Raw genomic sequence first — 14,326 nt, 5'->3', positions numbered from 1 at the left:
TTTCCTCAGCGCATGACGTTAATCTGAACGCTGGCATAGTGGATTGCTCCTGCCAGCTTACAGGCCACCTGAACCGGTACCGATTTGCGCGCCTCACGATCGGACTGCGCCTGTGAAGAGATGGGGGCCATATAGACGTAATACCCTTTGGTCAGGGTGTCGCCCGGTGACAGTTGCCCAAGCTCGCCGCCATTCCACACGCCGGGTGCAACCAGTCCGTTATTGACGGCCTGATCCATCGATGCTTCGACGCTTGCCATGATGCGGGTGTTGCCTGCATCGGTCTGCGGGACTTTCGTTCCGCTGGTATACAGCAGATTGAAGAGGTTGGTCTGCACGTAGTTCTGCAGCCAGTCGAGGCCGTGGCGCTCATCGAAGAAATCGCCGTTGCCCATCACGCCCTGCTGGAGAATCGCCGTGTCGTTGGCGTAGTACGCATATACGTTACAGTTCTTCGTATCCAGCGCAGACGCCTGGGCGGCGTTCAGCGTTTCGTACGTTACGCCTGGCTCCTGCTTGAATTTCAGGGTGATGGTGGTGTTATTGCCGTTGAAATCAACGGTGAATGCACGGCCAAAAGCGGAGATAGCGGCATAGTTACTGGAGGAGGAATACTGCACAAACGTGCGGCTGTATTTCGCGGTTTTCACTTTTGAGGCGATATCCGTACTGACAGAACTCACCAGCACATCGCTGTTCGCGGTGGTGACAGCCAGAATGCGGCTCAGCGAGGACGACTCAATCGCTGCGGCAACCGGCAGTAGATCATCGTCCTTGCGATCGGCATCGAACGTGATACCGAGACCGTACCAGGTGGTAAAGCCCAGGCAGGCTTTAACCCCCTCCAGCAGCGTCTCCGTTTTGCCCGTCTCGCCGGTTGCCAGCGTCTTCGCCCAGCGTCCGATATACACCTGCGCGGGAGTGGGGGACTGTGAAAAATACGTAACGGCCGCTTTATATTCTTCGCTGCTCACGCCAAAATCAGCGCCCACATCAGCAGCAGAGGAATAGAGACGTATACGCTCAGTCAAGGGAATAACGGTCGCGCTGCCGAGAATAAGCAATGACCCGAAATTGCGGCCGGAGGCGGCTTTCGGCGACATGATGATATCGACATTAACGATATCTGAGACAGGCAAGCCCTGCGGCATAGGTTAATCTCCGATGTATGATACTGGCGCGTCGACCAGCGATTTAACGCCGTATTCGCGGATCACTTTGCGGCGCAGACGGACAGTGATGTCGTAGCGCCGGACCCACTGATTGTTAATCAGCTCAGGAAAGGGGATGAGCGGGCTGGCATCCTGAAAAGAAAGCCCCACCCGGGAAAGCTCGTCGTTGTTCTGGGGAATCTGCAGCCCGTCACGAAAAACCGTGGCGATTTGCTGCCCTCCCGGACCGTAAAAAGAGGCCATGCACTCAATAACTTCATGCCGCCACATCTGTGCGCTCTCCCCGGCCTGTATGAATGCCGGGGAATCATCATGCGAGAAGTCAGTGATGCCGAACCCGCACCAGCTCATGTCCGCTGCTGGTATGGATGCCTGAACCGCCGTCCAGCGGGGGCGAACCATCTCACCCGGCAAACCTGACAACGCCCGCACCCACCGGCTGAGTTCACGCTCAAGCGCTTCATCATAAGCCTGCGGCGCACTGACAGGCGTCAGGTACCCCGGCGATGTGCTGCTGTTACTCACCCTGGCCTCCGTCAAATGGCTGAAGCTCACAGTGCGCCTGAACGAAACCGGCACCATAAGCGGTATAAGGATCGACAAACGTCACGCGGTAATCACGCCCACGGTAGGTCACAATATCGGCATCGACGCCGGTGTTACCGTTGGTCAGCCGGAAAGTGGTGATAATCAGGATGGCCCCGCCAATCACCTGCCCGGCCTGCATGCGCCTGGCTTCAAGAGAGCGATCAACCGTCACTACGCCGCCGAACGAGGTTTGTGTGAGAGTGTTTTGCGGGAAGCCATCTTTATCCACCGACTGCGCGCTGCGCGTTACCACCAGCGACATATCAAGGAACTCGGGCGACATCAGGACATCGCTGACGTCAAGTGTCGGCATCTTTTTTCCTCACTATGTGGGTGATGGATCGCCGGTATTCGCCGGTGTCGATAAGAGGCTTATTGCCTGTTCGTCCGCGGCGACGCCGGGCGGCAACGGTGGCATCAGCCAGTGGAGTGAATCCGGTAATGGTGATGTAACGCTTTACCCCGTTGGCCGCTACCATCCCGGCACGCTCCAGCCAGACCAGCGCGCCCTCTTCATGGCCTTCCAGTGCTTTCTGTGCGGCAGCTTTCAGGTGAGGCAGGTACTCTGGTTCAACGGACTTAACGCCCGGCTTCAGATGCGGGCGAGCGGGAATGTTCTGCTTTGGTGAGCCGTTTTCGTTGATGTAGCCGATTGCAGCATTGCCAAAGTCGCCCTCATCATCACCCTGCCGCTCGTTCTTACCTTCAGGGATGCCTACCAGCACATCCCTGTTCGTGAGGGTTTTGAGCGCATCAAGAATGCGTTGCGCGTTGTCAGCCCGGATTATCACGCCTGATTTCATAGCTGAATCCCGCCATACCCGAACAGCATCAGCATCTGCCAGAACTCAGCACCGTAGCGCAAGAAGTTCCAGAAACCCGCGTCAGCACTGAGCGTTGAGCTGTTGTCGTAGCTCACACTGACTTTATCAACGGACTTTGATGCGACCACGCCGCTGGTAGAACCACCGGCACCACCCAGCGCACCAGCCGCCGAGTCAGCCGCATGCAGCACCATGTAATGCGCGACAAATAACTCCACCAGATAGGGGAACATGTCCCCCATAGCGGAACCATCGATCAGCGTGTCGGCGAGGCTCAGGCGAAACTGGATTACGGGGTCGGGATATCTGGTGGCATCAGTGAACTGCGGAAAGTCACGGCGAAAATCACTTATCGTCGGCAGATTTTTGTTTCTTGGCATCTGGATTACCACCTGCATCAGGTGCCGGTGCCTGCAGGGCAGCCAGCTGCGCGGACAGGTCGGCAATGGTTTCATCCTTTTCAGTCACAGACTGCTGCAGTTCGCCAAATTCCTTTTCTTTGGTAGCCAGCTGCGCGGTCAGGCTGTCGATCTGTGCCTGAAACTCTTTCGTGTCGGCGCTGCCTTTCGCATTACCTGTCACCTCGGCGTGCGCGGTGACAAACCAGTGACCGGCAGTCTTTTCATCAACGGTGTGCTCGCCTGCTTCGAAGCGCTGGGTGGTGCCGTCTTCAAGGCTGAAGGTAAAGGGGGTGTGCACCCGGATAGTTTTCTTGGACATGTATCACTCCTGATGGCCCCTTTCGGGGCCGGGTTCGTCAGATGCCGTCAACGTATGCCATAGTTTCCGGGTACGGGGACTCAATGGCGCCCAGCTTGCCGTAGTAGGTAGTCAGCTGGTAAATGCCGCGATACTGGATCGGCACACTCAGCAGCGGCACCATCGGGAAGCGCACATACTTCTTGTCGTTGGTGTATGCCACCATGCGATCGGTACCGCCGACGCCTGCACCTTTCAGCCATTTCACCGCACGAATATTCAGCGGCACGCCGTTCTGGTGGTAGGCAATGGTATTTTCACGCAGATAGCTCAGCAGAGACTGATTGCCCGCGCTCGATACGATAATGCTCGAAAGCAGTGCGAACTGCTCAGGAGGCAGCAGCAGATCGCGCGGTACCAGCGTATAGCCCGTCGCTGCCCATGCATCAGAAAGCACCTTGTTGATTGAGGCGCGGATTTCGTCAGGCGTCGATACTGCCCAGGCTTTCGCGGCGTTGGTAAGCGCTGCGCCGAGATAGTTGGTCAGGCCGCGCACGCCGAGTTGCGAATCACCGCGATATACCTGCTCGTCGGTGTCCATGTTCCACTTGAGCTGCATCGCATCGTACTTCTGTGTGTCGATCGGGCGACCAACTTTAGCGGCGGCGGCCAGCTCAACAACAGTCCAGCCCAGCTCCATGCCCCACAGGGTCAGAGGGAAGCCGGTCTTGGCGATATCAATATTCGGGCCAGCGATAGAGGTCGAATCCTTGCCGATCCAGTTTTTACCGTTCGGGTTCGGCGTACCGGCTGCCGCAAAGGTGGAGTTGGTGAATGAGCTGATGTCATCCGCGATGGAAACGTCTTCGCGCAGCTGTACATCGCGCGACCACGTATAACCCACCAGCGGCATATTCAGTTCCTGATCGAGGCGCTCAAGCTCGCCGACCAGGAATACGCCAGTACCGTCAACGGTGGCTTGGTCAAAAGTTAACATATATAGCGATTCCCTTAGATGTTGTAGGCGATTTCAGCGTTGCCATCGGCATCGCCTGCACCAGTGAAAGAGGCGTTCGGCAGAACCACGGTTTCGCCAGTGATGGCAGCACCGAGGATTGCGCCCAGCGGGCTGGCGTCGGTCGGATTAGCGTTACGCACGTAAACGGGCGCGCCTTTGGTCAGGGTTGCGGCAGTACTGCCGATGTTCACGGTCATGTAACCGCGCTTCAGCACATCGCCGGTGAAGTTTTTGCCGGTGCCGATCTGACGCACCATGTCAGGCGTCGACGTGGTCGGGTAAGGTCGGACATACAGACCGGTAATCACCGTTGCGGCATCAGAGGCTGCCAGCGGGATAAACTTCCCGTCGACGCTGTCTTTACCAGCCAGGCCATATGCGCTGAAAGTATTGGCCGAGTTAAGGATCACCGGTTCGGTGGTCAAATCCTGCGGGCGTGAGATAGCCCCGGCGATGCCAACAGGCATCCGGTAGAGTAATGAAGGCATGGGTTATCCCTTATTTATTCCAGTGGGCGGCGAATGCCTTGTTCAGGGCAGCCGGAGAGTTTTTGTTAGAGGCGTCGTAGAAGTTCGAACGGCCAGTAGGTGCCGGAGTGTTGTTGCGCGCTTTGGCAATTTCACTGGCGGAGACAAAGACCGCATCCAGCGTCGCCTTGGGCATTTTCGCAAAGTCCGGCGTGCTGCCAACGAGCGGCATGAGCAGTGACTGGCCTTCCGGTGTTTTGAATGCCGCATCCATAGTGGCGCGCTTGAAGGCCGCCAGCTTGCCACCTTCAGGCAGCTGAACGCCGGGCAGGATGAGTTCTGCGCGTGCCACTACGCCCTGATGGTAAGCCGCGTCGGTCGTCGCGCGGGTTTTCTCTTCTTTCTCATCCGGATCATCGCTGTCGGTGGTCTCGGTAGAGGCCGGGTTAAGTAGTTTCTGGACCAGAATCGTCAGCTCGTCGACTTTTGCCTCAAGCTCCATGTTCGATTGCGCACCGCCCTCACCGTCATCGGTGGTCAGGCCGCCAAGCGGTTTTTCCGGTGGCAATGGTTGCGCCGGGTTGATCGTGATATTGAGCGCGCGTGGCAGATCCAGTTCCGGCTCAATCAGTTCTTCAGGTGCGTTCGCCACCAGCTCTTCCACAGTCGCGGAATCGCGGGTTTTAATCGCCCGTTTCAGCTGGGTAAGCCTGCCCTGTTTTTTACTTGCCATTGATATGCTATCTCCGATTGAACAGCGAATACCTGCGCGACCATTGGGGACGCCCGCACAGTGGTTACCGATGATTGTGTGCTGCCGCGCCTGACCCGGTCCCTGCTGCTCGTAGTCGGCGTCGTAGCCCATTGAAATCTGCTCAAGACCGTCCATTACCTGCCGGATGGCCTCAGATGTTTTGATGTGGATATCGCCCAGCATTAAATCCGACTGGTCGCCGCTGCCGCGCCGGACGTTCTGAATATGGCCGTGGGCGTAGTCCTTCCAGTTGCCCGGATTGACCATTTCTTCAGGGTGCCCCAGCGTGAAGGCCATGCCTTCGAAGGAAGCGAGTGTTTCGGGGCGAAATACCTCGTCAGCGTCGCGGATGACGACGATCTCACCGTCTTCATCGCCGGTTAAGCCTACCAGTTCACTTTCGTCATAAACCTGCGCGCCGGTACGTGCGATCGGCACGTCTTTGCAAAGCAGCGAGCCGTCAGCCATCTCAAAACGAGTGTTGCCGAGGCGGGTGGTGAAGAAATATTGCATACGTCTTCTCTATAAGGTTTATTAACCATTCACTAAAAATAATTAGGAAGGAACCATATGAAATTACCTAAGGGCTATACATGTCCGGCTGTAGCAGTAGCTTTTGTATCATCACTGGCTTATGTTTTGGGTTTTATGACACTCAAGGCTAATCAGCAGGATGGTGGGTTGTTAACCATAAATGGCATTTACGCAATTTTCGTGCTTGCCACAGTTATTTGGGACCGAATGGGCCGGTTTAAGACAACGCGAAACTCTAAGTTGGTAACTTTGGGCACGGCAGTTGCCCCAATTGCTACAAACATTGCCGATGTGCTTTTAAGTCTGCTAATCAAGTATTTTGACGCAGAATGGGCACATGCAATTTATTTCGTGGGGGTTGTTGGAGTATTTCTTGCCTTCCAGATGGTTCTTTGCTTTGCGATACCAGTAAAGAGTCGGAAACTTAAAAAACGACCTCACAGTAGCACCGGCAGTTAGGAAACTGGCCAGCGTGTCCGGTCATGCCGTCAAGCGTTGGGGGATTTGACCAATCGACGTACCGTCCTTCCATCTGCTTGTGAGAGTGGCGCACGTCGCTATCGTCAGCAGTGCGCCAGATGTAGCCACGCGAGCCGATAGCGGTTGAGCGCGCCTGGGTGATTGCAGTTGATGCCCGACCAACCTCAGTACGGGCGATGGTACGTGCCCTCGCTTCAGTAACTTCCCCAGTACGCATGATTTCCTGCGTCAGCGTGCTGGAGCGTTTACCGGACACCACGGCCTCAATCGCCTGATTGTGGATGTCGTAAACACGGTCGGCAGCCTGCAGCGGCAGTGATTTAAACAGTTTCACCTGCTCATCGATGATGCTGCGGGTGACCTGCCCCTGACTGCCAGCCATCAGATCACGCAGGCCGGCAGATATTTGATAAGAGTGCTCACGCCACATCGCATCGTCAGCAATCTCCAGCGTGCTGATAAGGCGCTTCGATACCGCTTCGGACCATGGTTCAATCAGGTCGGCGTATCGCTCCAGCCTGTCCATGATGTCGGTGACGCTGTCATTTGAACCATCGTAAGAACCCTCGACGATTGCTCTCACCGTACGCGCTATCTGTCGTAGCTGTGTTCGCAGTTGCCTCTCGGCGCGCTTCAGGTTCGGTGGTTTCGACGTTATCGAGGTCGGTCTCCGTCGGCGGCGGGATGTCGCTGGCATTATCAATATCCTCGTCGCTGATGGTTGAGCCGATGCCGGTTACCCTGGCAGTTTCCTGAAGGTGCATGGCCCCCGCCTTTTCAGTCATCAGGCCTGCGTCCACGGCCTTCACCGTGGCGTCGACAACCTTATTGGCGGTTTCGGCGCGTTCGCTGTCAGGTGTCTGCCAGAGTTCATTGAACTCGAACGTGAAATCATCCGGCAGCGGCTGAGAAAACAGGCTCATATACAGCACTTCGAAGAGCTTGCGGATCGGGCGGCGTAATTTGCGCTCCTGCTGCGTCGACACATTGTCGTAATAGTTCGCAAGGTCAGTATCACCGGTCGAGAACCCGGCAGGAGACTGCCCGAACAGGCGCACCAGCGGGATACCGAAAGCGCCGGACACCTGCTGCCCGAACTGCGCGAGCACGTCGCTCAGCCCGGCGTAGGAATACGTGTGCGCCTCAAAGCTGTCCTCAGCATCCATAATCGTCATGCCTTCGTTGCTCTGATACTGGCGGATCATGTCCATGTGAGACATAAGCCCCTTGAAAGCCGGATTGTCTTTCCCGAATGCCAGCATTTTGCGCAGATCTTTGATGCTGTAAGTCCGCAGGTGGGCTTTATAGACCAGCTGAGCCACGCCGGTTGTGGTGCTGTCGAACGCCAGCAGGCGATCGAAGCAACGTTCGATCACTGACATTCCCCAGTCGTTTTCGGTAAGGCGCTGCTGGTAAGGCAGCGGGATGCCGTCAAAGCGGATTAGCCTGGAGTGGTGAATTCGCCATGGAGGGATGCCGGTGGCTGATGTCACCACACGGTAAAACTCCGGCATACCGAAGTCCGGTCCCAGCTCCGTCACCCGTCGCTCCGTCATTGCATTAAGCATCCACCGGTCCATTACCATCACGCCCCTGAATGAGCCAGGCGCGATGGTGTCGGTGCGCAGCGGAGTTGAGTAGTTCTGCCCGTCAATGAGGATAACGCCGACCGCGCCGCCATACAGCCGCGCCCACTTCAGCGTGTCGTTAAGCGCCTCCCACAGCCCCATCTCATCCCATGCGTTATCGAGCTTCTTCTTACGCCCGTCTTCCAGCTTTGAAGTGATGGTCACGCCCTTTCGGGTCATGTCGTCGGGTATGGCATCGACGCCAGCACCCACCAACCAGGATGAGCGGTAAGCCTGTTCGATAAGCAGCCGGTTACGCGATGTCCAGTTGTTGCGGTAAGTGCCCGCGCCAGACTGGTTCGATTCGTTAACGCCCATGCGGGCAATAAAGTTTTCGTAGCTGTCACGCGTCGGTAAAGGCTGCGACACGTTTTGTGTTTCGGACATGTTCAGCCTCTGCCAAGTTGAGCCCAGGTGCCAAGACTGTCAGAGCTGGTGATGTAACCATCCAGCCCATAGCGTATGGCATCAATACAGTGGTTATGCGCGTCGACAATGACGGGAAGAATCTCGTTGGTCTTCTTGTCGACTTTGTAGGAATAGAGCCGTAACTCGTCAGCGGTGTGTTTGCAGCGTTCGTGGATAATGATTTCCTCGAAGCCTTTCAGTTAAGTGACCCCGTCCTCAACGCTGCCCTTCCATTTAGCGGCAGCATCAATACTGAAACCCTGCCGCGCAATGTGGCTGATTGTCTCGGGGCGAGCGTTATCTGCCTTAATGGGCCAGCGGCGCACCTCGGGGACTGAATCGTAAAACTGCGCCATTTCATCAAGCTCGACGCCCACTCCGTAAGCTTCATATTCGATATAAAGCCGGGTACCGAGCATAAACATGCGGATAAGCGTGCTCGGGTCGTTAGCAAAACCGAAGTCAGCCCCAAAGAACAGGCGATCGGCCTGCTGCCAGAGGTCGTCTGGAAAAGCTTCGACCTTATAGCGCCGCTTGAATATGATCGCTTCGGAAATTGATTTGGGCTTGCCCAGCCAGATGTGTTCATACGCTTCATAATCCAGCCGCTTGCAGTACTCCATCTCTTTGCGGAGTGTTTCAGGCAGATACGGATTGTCGTAGTAGTTCACCTCAACCGTGATGCTGTCGTCTGGTGGATTTAATACGAAGCGCTGGTAGGTCGGATCTTTCTCTTCGCCGGGGTTGAATGACACCCAAATCTCCGACCCCTCTTTACGGATAGTGGGGATCAGAATGTCCCAAGAGTCCGTAGAAACAGACTGCGCCTCCTCTACCCAGCAGATGTCCACGCCGTCTGTCGACTTGATGCCGAGCGGATCAAAGCGCAGCCCTTTAAAAAGGAACTCGCTACCACAGGCACTGGTTATTGTCTCATTGGTGATGCGGAACCACGGGTTGAGGCCGAGCATCTCAATCTGGTCTTTCAGCAGTTTGTGCACCGAATCCTTGATCGAGTTCTGCACCTCACGCGTACAGAGAATGCGGAGTCTCTTTGATGCGGCCATGACCACCAGCGCGCGGGCTATACCCCATGACTTGGCACCGCCACGGCCACCATGGAAGGTTTTATAGCGCTTGGGTTTGAACAGCGGTTTGAACTTGGGTGCGAAGTTAAGTTTCGTCTCCGCTGTCATCATCATCCGCTCCGAAGCTAACAACGAACGTCGGGGCAGCAAGGGGCAATCCGTTGGGGCCGACCAGTTCGTTTTTAACGTTGTCTTTGAATGCCTGAACGGTGACATGTTTGCCAAGCAATTCGAGGTTCTTGACCTTGTCTGGCCATTTGATTTTCTTCAGGATGCCGACCATTTCCCGATCTTCACCCCTACCCTCAAACATGTCAGCGAGGTCAAATCCGCTAAGGTATCTACGCCACGAGGCGGGCCACTGAGATACTGGCTTAATGCTCATATCGTCAGTCATTATGTCGAGCACATCCATTTCGTCGATTTCTATGAGCCGCCTCAACACATAAGCAGCATCAACATTAACCTGCTCGTTGCGCTTAGCTTTAAGTTCGGCGATTCTGTTCTGGATGTCAGCTTTCGTTAGGTTTTCACAACCTGATGCGCGGGCGGTCTTTTCGCTGTACCCCGCCCGAATGGCCGCTTGCGTGGCGTTCAAATCGATGAGGTACTCGCGACAAAACATTTCTTGTTTGTCGGTGAGCGCCATGTTTTTTTGCCTAAATAGAGGGAAATGGTATGGAAAAGTATTCTGAAAGAGAGATCGAAGAATTGAATAACATTGCTGGATGCATTATTGCTGCAGGCATAGCTTTGCAGCAGGTAACTACAAATAAAAGAATTTACATCACAGAAAAATTAAACGAAGCCTTGGGTTTTTTGCATGATTGGGGATATTCAATAAAGCTAGAGGAGATAGATAGCAATACACATAAACTACCTGATTATCTTCTTATTGAAAACGATAGTGGCACTGCGGCCTTTAAGATGCAGGAGGGTTCAGGATTTGTTACTCGCTGGTATCATCACTTTACCTCTTATTGAAAATGGCAAATAACATCATCAGGCGCACTTTCAAATGCGCCTTGTGATGCCAATAAAACCGCCCGAAAGCGGTTAGATATTTGGTACTTCCACAATCTGATAACCTCGGTCTTCATATCCAGCGAGTAGTAATGTTAGACGATCTTCAAAATCCTCATAATCACCATCTTCTGAAGGATGTCCAATCAGGGCTTCAGTCCAGTCCTCAACCTTCTTGTTCCGGACCATCAAAGATTTTGTACCGCTAGCTCTAATGATTACCTTGTAAAGTATAATTTCCATTTGCTATCGTCCCATTGCATTGATAAGGCAATGATCGGATTGATTAGAAAAAACTTTAGCTCAGATGTATAAAAATCAATTCAGGCACTGCTCTTTAATGTACTGCTGTAGTCCAGCTATTTGCTTTCCGGCGACTTCGATTCGCTCTCTGAGGGTGAAATAATCCCGCTGAGCAGCGTCAGTAAGTCGGGCGCTGGCTGCATCATCCAAGCCGGTGGTGCCGGAGGTGGATTGCTTCGCGCAGGTGGCGTTGAGCTGCAACCGGCGCTTGCCAGTAGCAACATCATCATGCAGCTGATCGATAGTGGCTTTAGCATCTGCCAGCTCTCCGGTGTATTTGGCATCAAGGGCAGCAATGTTACGCTGGCGCACCTTCATGTCGGCTATTGTATCGCTTGCCAACTTCAAGTTGTGGGTGGCTTCATCGCGCTGACGCTTGTAGTCGATAGCGTTGTTGCGGTAATGGTTAATTGTCCAGGCGAGGGACAGAACACCAGCGAGTAGAAGCAAAGCCGCTGCTGCTTTCCAGTTAGAGATCATCTTTGCTTTCCGCCAGGCACACAGAGCGCTCCATCTCCCGCCGGTTCTGCAATCCCTTCCACTTCATCCCGCCAGCGTAAACCCAGCGGCGCATTTCTTCGCATGCCCCTTCCTGATCCCCGCGGTTCAGTTTTCGCAGCAGCGTTGATTTGGAAAATGCATCCGAACCGACGTTAAACACGAAGCTATAAAGCGCGGCGCGCTGGTACTCGCCCAAAGGGACTTTAACCAGGTTGTCGACAGTGCGCTTCGCTGGCTGCAGGTCTTTCCACAGCAGGCGATCACATTCCTGATCGGTGTAGGTTTTGCCCCGGATGATGTCAGTGCCGGTGTGACCATCACAGACAGTCCACACCCCGGCGACGTCTTTATAAGCTTCATACTTCCGGCCTTCGACGCCATCTTTACCGCCAATGAAGATAGTTGCTATCGCAAGCGCGCCTGCACCGGCAGCGCCGACCAGCTTTCTGCGAAGTGGAGTTGAAAAAGGCATTACTCCTCCTTAAAAGCTGCGGGGTTCGGCCAGCGACGGTAAGACTCAATCTGCGCCAGAGTGGTTTTGCGTTTGTAATACCAGTTGATGCCAAAAGTCAGAAGCGCCACAACAATGCCGGCAATTACGCCAACGGCACTCCATTCATGTCACCATCGCATCAGCACGAATCGCGCACTCCTTCAAAAAGACGACGGAGGCAGCATGACACCAGAAATCGAAAACGCCATCCGCGCGCAGGGCCGTAAATCCGTGGACGAAATCCGCCAGGCAATGAAAGCCCGGCCAAAGCCGAAATGGAATTCAGTGGTGCCGCCGATCCTCAAAAAGCATCACTCAAAGATAGAGCCGATGGGCGTCAGCCTTGTGGCATTCGTTAGCAGAATTGGGCGGATGACAGGCCGCTATGGAGTGGAGTCATGATTCGCCGTCAATTTGACACATCAAATCGCTTTCTTCTGGATACTGCTTTTCATCGCCTGGAAATAATCCGTGATGAAGGACTATACCGCCACTTGCGCATGAAGCAGCCCGGTACGTCCTGTTATTACTTCGACATTATCACCTAGCCGGGTTATCTGACGGTAACAGGGGATATGGGGACATGGACGTTTTCACGTATCGCGGACATGTTCAAATTCTTCGGGCCGTGGGAGGGGGGGATCAATACCTCCTACTGGTCAGAAAAGTTGGAAGCTGGTGGCGGCCACTCGGCCTGCGAACTTCTGGCGAAGGAGTACAACCATGAGGCTTTTTGCCGCAGCCTAAAGGAATCGATGAGCGAGTATCTTGAAGATTCTGAAGATGATCTGTCGGAGGAAGAAGACTGCGAAGATGAAGACGGCACTCCCGACACTGATGAAGATAAGGTACGCGAGGTGGTGCGGGAATTATGCCGGGGTGAGTTCAGCAATGACTGGGAGGCATATCAGGCGGTCTATGACGCTGACTGGCCCGAGCGCTGGAGTGCGTGGGATATCTGCGACGGCTTAACGTTCAAAACCTACACCAGCCACTTCCGCTGGATTCTGTTCGCTATCACATGGGCAATCGCCAAATACCACAACACAAAGCTGGTCGATAGGTCGATGGCGACCTTCCTTGCAGTGAAAGGTTTATCAGCATGAAAGTCAAAATAACCAGGTCGCTAAAGCGGCCTTTTTTATTGCTGGCATTCACCTTCAACCGTATTAACCGAAAGTTCCGGGAGCATTGACCATGGCTGACATCATCGATAACGCATCAGAGATTGAAGAGCTTCAGCGTAACGCTGCCCTTTCCGCTCACCGCATCGACCACAATGCGGTATCGGCTGAGCATTGCGAGGAGTGCGGTGATCCTATTCCTGATCTGCGGCGCGCGGCGATGCCCGGCTGCCAGATGTGCGCCGAGTGCCAGGGTATTATCGAACTGAAGCGCAGGCAAATTGGGATATAACTTTAAGTATTGGTAACTGTAGTTGTATGATGCCATTGTTTATTGATGATTAATTATGGACATTACTATGGCCACAGCAACTATTGATATTTACTCGGCTTTATCTCAGGTTGGCATCAGTATATTTTCTGGCGCGATTGCAGCGTTAATAGCAACAAAATTATCATTAGGTAGGTTCTATAAAGAAAAGTGGTGGGAAAAAAGAGCATTAGCTTTCAATGACTTAATCAACTCCGTGTATGTAATAAATGACGTCTACAAGAGAGCTTTAGAAGAATTTTACACCTTCTCTGATGGAGGAACGCTCATTAGCAAAGAAGAATGGTCTAAATCTCATGATTTACATACCCAATTCGATAAATTATCTCTAATCGGCCCCTTAACAATAACTGCTAAAGCTTCAGAGTTGCTGAAAGTATATTTGAACAAGCGAAGGGAAATATACGATCAAGTCGGTGTTGATGCTATCTATGCACCAACAGCATTTTCGATTATGGCTGAAGAGTCGCAGAAATTGTTGGATTGCTTATTGGTTGAAGCAAAAAAAGAGCTTAAAATCAAGTAGATTTCGTATTGAATCATAGCAAGGTCGCCAAGGCGGCCTTTTTTATTGTCTGGAGTTAACCATGAGTGAATCGATCCAACTGGTGCCCAATAAATGGGTATCGGAAGAAGTGCTGATGGCGATCACTGGCCTGACCAAAAACGCTATCAAGTCTGCGCGCGAGAAGTCCTGGATGGAAGGTCGAGAATACCGGCACTACTCCGGCGACTGCCAACCGAAGGACAACTCCCCTATCCTCTACAACCGCCACAAAGTCGATAACTGGGTCGAACGTCAGCGCCCGGCGATCCCCCGTCAAAAATCTGCTTAAATAGCCCCTCTTTCATAACAGAGGAAGAAGCATGTCTAAATATCCAACCGGGGTC

At 53.7% G+C, this 14,326-nt stretch carries 25 protein-coding genes; 7 read left to right on the top strand and 18 right to left on the bottom strand.

The features are described from left to right. Positions 1–5: 5 nt before the first annotated feature. The 9 genes from EH164_RS11055 to EH164_RS11015 are packed head-to-tail and all read right to left on the bottom strand — an operon-like array spanning position 6 to position 6,035. Positions 6–1,151, bottom strand: a complete 1,146-nt coding sequence (locus tag EH164_RS11055) for a DUF3383 family protein (protein WP_124968248.1) — start codon at positions 1,149–1,151, stop codon at positions 6–8. Between the two features lie 3 nt (positions 1,152–1,154). After that, positions 1,155–1,754, bottom strand: a complete 600-nt coding sequence (locus EH164_RS11050) for a hypothetical protein (RefSeq protein ID WP_124968247.1) — start codon at positions 1,752–1,754, stop codon at positions 1,155–1,157. Beyond that, positions 1,690–2,073: a head-tail adaptor gene (locus EH164_RS11045; protein WP_124968246.1), complete on the bottom strand. Its 384-nt coding sequence runs from the start codon at positions 2,071–2,073 to the stop codon at positions 1,690–1,692. The genes EH164_RS11050 and EH164_RS11045 overlap by 65 nt, the downstream gene beginning before the upstream one ends. Beyond that, positions 2,060–2,563, bottom strand: a complete 504-nt coding sequence (locus tag EH164_RS11040; protein ID WP_124968245.1) for a hypothetical protein — start codon at positions 2,561–2,563, stop codon at positions 2,060–2,062. The genes EH164_RS11045 and EH164_RS11040 overlap by 14 nt, the downstream gene beginning before the upstream one ends. Next, positions 2,560–2,964 carry a DUF4054 domain-containing protein gene (locus EH164_RS11035; protein ID WP_124968244.1) on the bottom strand — a complete coding sequence of 135 codons (405 nt, stop codon included), beginning with the start codon at positions 2,962–2,964 and terminating at the stop codon, positions 2,560–2,562. Before EH164_RS11035 ends, EH164_RS11040 begins: the two co-directional genes overlap by 4 nt. After that, positions 2,930–3,304, bottom strand: coding sequence for a hypothetical protein (locus EH164_RS11030; RefSeq protein ID WP_124968243.1), 375 nt, complete (start codon positions 3,302–3,304; stop codon positions 2,930–2,932). The genes EH164_RS11035 and EH164_RS11030 overlap by 35 nt, the downstream gene beginning before the upstream one ends. 37 nt (positions 3,305–3,341) lie before the next feature. Next, positions 3,342–4,280 carry a DUF2184 domain-containing protein gene (locus tag EH164_RS11025; protein WP_124968242.1) on the bottom strand — a complete coding sequence of 313 codons (939 nt, stop codon included), beginning with the start codon at positions 4,278–4,280 and terminating at the stop codon, positions 3,342–3,344. A 14-nt stretch (positions 4,281–4,294) separates the two neighbouring features. Next, positions 4,295–4,789 carry a hypothetical protein gene (locus tag EH164_RS11020; protein ID WP_124968241.1) on the bottom strand — a complete coding sequence of 165 codons (495 nt, stop codon included), beginning with the start codon at positions 4,787–4,789 and terminating at the stop codon, positions 4,295–4,297. A gap of 10 nt (positions 4,790–4,799) precedes the next feature. Beyond that, on the bottom strand, positions 4,800–6,035 hold the full coding sequence (locus tag EH164_RS11015) for a DUF2213 domain-containing protein (RefSeq protein WP_124968240.1): 1,236 nt from the start codon (positions 6,033–6,035) through the stop codon (positions 4,800–4,802). 57 nt (positions 6,036–6,092) lie between these two features. On the opposite strand from EH164_RS11015, the gene EH164_RS11010 reads away from it, so the two are divergent. Further along, positions 6,093–6,515 (top strand): hypothetical protein, encoded by a 423-nt coding sequence (locus EH164_RS11010; protein WP_124968239.1) that lies wholly within the window; start codon positions 6,093–6,095, stop codon positions 6,513–6,515. Here EH164_RS11010 and EH164_RS11005 read toward each other — a convergent pair. From EH164_RS11005 to EH164_RS10990, 5 genes are read right to left on the bottom strand one after another with little or no spacing between them, the layout of a single operon-like run. Continuing rightward, positions 6,481–7,119, bottom strand: coding sequence for a phage minor head protein (locus EH164_RS11005; protein WP_124968238.1), 639 nt, complete (start codon positions 7,117–7,119; stop codon positions 6,481–6,483). The two genes, EH164_RS11010 and EH164_RS11005, sit on opposite strands and share 35 nt — an antisense overlap. Then, entirely contained in the window at positions 7,079–8,551 is a 1,473-nt protein-coding gene (locus EH164_RS11000) for a DUF1073 domain-containing protein (RefSeq protein WP_124968237.1), read from the bottom strand. Before EH164_RS11000 ends, EH164_RS11005 begins: the two co-directional genes overlap by 41 nt. 2 nt (positions 8,552–8,553) lie before the next feature. Next, the gene (locus EH164_RS22925) at positions 8,554–8,748 is read right to left on the bottom strand and encodes a terminase large subunit (protein WP_370277272.1); all 195 of its coding nucleotides are present in this window, start codon (positions 8,746–8,748) and stop codon (positions 8,554–8,556) included. Positions 8,749–8,772: 24 nt separating this feature from the next. Next, on the bottom strand, positions 8,773–9,774 hold the full coding sequence (locus tag EH164_RS10995) for a PBSX family phage terminase large subunit (RefSeq protein WP_370277234.1): 1,002 nt from the start codon (positions 9,772–9,774) through the stop codon (positions 8,773–8,775). Further along, positions 9,746–10,309, bottom strand: coding sequence for a terminase small subunit (locus EH164_RS10990; protein ID WP_124968236.1), 564 nt, complete (start codon positions 10,307–10,309; stop codon positions 9,746–9,748). Before EH164_RS10990 ends, EH164_RS10995 begins: the two co-directional genes overlap by 29 nt. Before the next feature lie 29 nt (positions 10,310–10,338). On the opposite strand from EH164_RS10990, the gene EH164_RS10985 reads away from it, so the two are divergent. After that, positions 10,339–10,644 (top strand): hypothetical protein, encoded by a 306-nt coding sequence (locus EH164_RS10985; RefSeq protein WP_124968235.1) that lies wholly within the window; start codon positions 10,339–10,341, stop codon positions 10,642–10,644. Between the two features lie 72 nt (positions 10,645–10,716). On the opposite strand, the gene EH164_RS10980 is transcribed toward EH164_RS10985, so the two are convergent. From EH164_RS10980 to EH164_RS10965, 4 genes are all read right to left on the bottom strand, one after another. Then, a complete protein-coding gene (locus EH164_RS10980; protein WP_124968234.1) occupies positions 10,717–10,926 on the bottom strand; it encodes a hypothetical protein in 210 nt (69 codons plus the stop codon). Positions 10,927–11,001: 75 nt separating this feature from the next. Continuing rightward, a complete protein-coding gene (locus EH164_RS10975) occupies positions 11,002–11,466 on the bottom strand; it encodes a lysis protein (protein ID WP_124968233.1) in 465 nt (154 codons plus the stop codon). Then, on the bottom strand, positions 11,456–11,959 hold the full coding sequence (locus tag EH164_RS10970) for a lysozyme (RefSeq protein WP_124968232.1): 504 nt from the start codon (positions 11,957–11,959) through the stop codon (positions 11,456–11,458). The genes EH164_RS10975 and EH164_RS10970 overlap by 11 nt, the downstream gene beginning before the upstream one ends. Continuing rightward, positions 11,959–12,069 carry a class II holin family protein gene (locus EH164_RS10965; RefSeq protein WP_241175028.1) on the bottom strand — a complete coding sequence of 37 codons (111 nt, stop codon included), beginning with the start codon at positions 12,067–12,069 and terminating at the stop codon, positions 11,959–11,961. Before EH164_RS10965 ends, EH164_RS10970 begins: the two co-directional genes overlap by 1 nt. A 94-nt stretch (positions 12,070–12,163) precedes the next feature. On the opposite strand from EH164_RS10965, the gene EH164_RS10960 reads away from it, so the two are divergent. The 5 genes from EH164_RS10960 (at position 12,164) to EH164_RS10940 (ending at position 14,271) form a co-directional block, all read left to right on the top strand. Continuing rightward, the gene (locus EH164_RS10960) at positions 12,164–12,382 is read left to right on the top strand and encodes a (2Fe-2S)-binding protein (RefSeq protein WP_124968230.1); all 219 of its coding nucleotides are present in this window, start codon (positions 12,164–12,166) and stop codon (positions 12,380–12,382) included. A 173-nt stretch (positions 12,383–12,555) separates the two neighbouring features. Next, complete coding sequence (locus tag EH164_RS10955) at positions 12,556–13,086, top strand: hypothetical protein (RefSeq protein WP_241175027.1); 531 nt, start codon at positions 12,556–12,558, stop codon at positions 13,084–13,086. 91 nt (positions 13,087–13,177) lie between these two features. Then, entirely contained in the window at positions 13,178–13,396 is a 219-nt protein-coding gene (locus EH164_RS10950) for a TraR/DksA family transcriptional regulator (protein ID WP_124968229.1), read from the top strand. 67 nt (positions 13,397–13,463) lie between these two features. Next, complete coding sequence (locus EH164_RS10945; RefSeq protein WP_124968228.1) at positions 13,464–13,961, top strand: hypothetical protein; 498 nt, start codon at positions 13,464–13,466, stop codon at positions 13,959–13,961. Between the two features lie 61 nt (positions 13,962–14,022). After that, positions 14,023–14,271, top strand: a complete 249-nt coding sequence (locus tag EH164_RS10940) for an excisionase family protein (RefSeq protein WP_124968227.1) — start codon at positions 14,023–14,025, stop codon at positions 14,269–14,271. The last annotated feature ends 55 nt before the right edge of the window (positions 14,272–14,326 follow it).

It is taken from the genome of Kosakonia sp. CCTCC M2018092 (assembly GCF_003864115.1).
Classification (GTDB): Bacteria; Pseudomonadota; Gammaproteobacteria; order Enterobacterales; family Enterobacteriaceae; genus Kosakonia; species Kosakonia cowanii.
This window is presented reverse-complemented; position numbering and strand designations above follow the sequence as displayed.

Coding starts and splice junctions, on each gene's coding strand:
- EH164_RS11055 (WP_124968248.1), bottom strand. CDS start 1,151: ATGCCGCAGGGCTTGCCTGTCTCAGATATCGTTAATGTCGATATCATC.
- EH164_RS11050 (WP_124968247.1), bottom strand. CDS start 1,754: ATGGTGCCGGTTTCGTTCAGGCGCACTGTGAGCTTCAGCCATTTGACG.
- EH164_RS11045 (WP_124968246.1), bottom strand. CDS start 2,073: ATGCCGACACTTGACGTCAGCGATGTCCTGATGTCGCCCGAGTTCCTT.
- EH164_RS11040 (WP_124968245.1), bottom strand. CDS start 2,563: ATGAAATCAGGCGTGATAATCCGGGCTGACAACGCGCAACGCATTCTT.
- EH164_RS11035 (WP_124968244.1), bottom strand. CDS start 2,964: ATGCCAAGAAACAAAAATCTGCCGACGATAAGTGATTTTCGCCGTGAC.
- EH164_RS11030 (WP_124968243.1), bottom strand. CDS start 3,304: ATGTCCAAGAAAACTATCCGGGTGCACACCCCCTTTACCTTCAGCCTT.
- EH164_RS11025 (WP_124968242.1), bottom strand. CDS start 4,280: ATGTTAACTTTTGACCAAGCCACCGTTGACGGTACTGGCGTATTCCTG.
- EH164_RS11020 (WP_124968241.1), bottom strand. CDS start 4,789: ATGCCTTCATTACTCTACCGGATGCCTGTTGGCATCGCCGGGGCTATC.
- EH164_RS11015 (WP_124968240.1), bottom strand. CDS start 6,035: ATGCAATATTTCTTCACCACCCGCCTCGGCAACACTCGTTTTGAGATG.
- EH164_RS11010 (WP_124968239.1), top strand. CDS start 6,093: ATGAAATTACCTAAGGGCTATACATGTCCGGCTGTAGCAGTAGCTTTT.
- EH164_RS11000 (WP_124968237.1), bottom strand. CDS start 8,551: ATGTCCGAAACACAAAACGTGTCGCAGCCTTTACCGACGCGTGACAGC.
- EH164_RS10995 (WP_370277234.1), bottom strand. CDS start 9,774: ATGATGATGACAGCGGAGACGAAACTTAACTTCGCACCCAAGTTCAAA.
- EH164_RS10990 (WP_124968236.1), bottom strand. CDS start 10,309: ATGGCGCTCACCGACAAACAAGAAATGTTTTGTCGCGAGTACCTCATC.
- EH164_RS10985 (WP_124968235.1), top strand. CDS start 10,339: ATGGAAAAGTATTCTGAAAGAGAGATCGAAGAATTGAATAACATTGCT.
- EH164_RS10980 (WP_124968234.1), bottom strand. CDS start 10,926: ATGGAAATTATACTTTACAAGGTAATCATTAGAGCTAGCGGTACAAAA.
- EH164_RS10975 (WP_124968233.1), bottom strand. CDS start 11,466: ATGATCTCTAACTGGAAAGCAGCAGCGGCTTTGCTTCTACTCGCTGGT.
- EH164_RS10970 (WP_124968232.1), bottom strand. CDS start 11,959: ATGCCTTTTTCAACTCCACTTCGCAGAAAGCTGGTCGGCGCTGCCGGT.
- EH164_RS10960 (WP_124968230.1), top strand. CDS start 12,164: ATGACACCAGAAATCGAAAACGCCATCCGCGCGCAGGGCCGTAAATCC.
- EH164_RS10955 (WP_241175027.1), top strand. CDS start 12,556: ATGGGGACATGGACGTTTTCACGTATCGCGGACATGTTCAAATTCTTC.
- EH164_RS10950 (WP_124968229.1), top strand. CDS start 13,178: ATGGCTGACATCATCGATAACGCATCAGAGATTGAAGAGCTTCAGCGT.
- EH164_RS10945 (WP_124968228.1), top strand. CDS start 13,464: ATGGCCACAGCAACTATTGATATTTACTCGGCTTTATCTCAGGTTGGC.
- EH164_RS10940 (WP_124968227.1), top strand. CDS start 14,023: ATGAGTGAATCGATCCAACTGGTGCCCAATAAATGGGTATCGGAAGAA.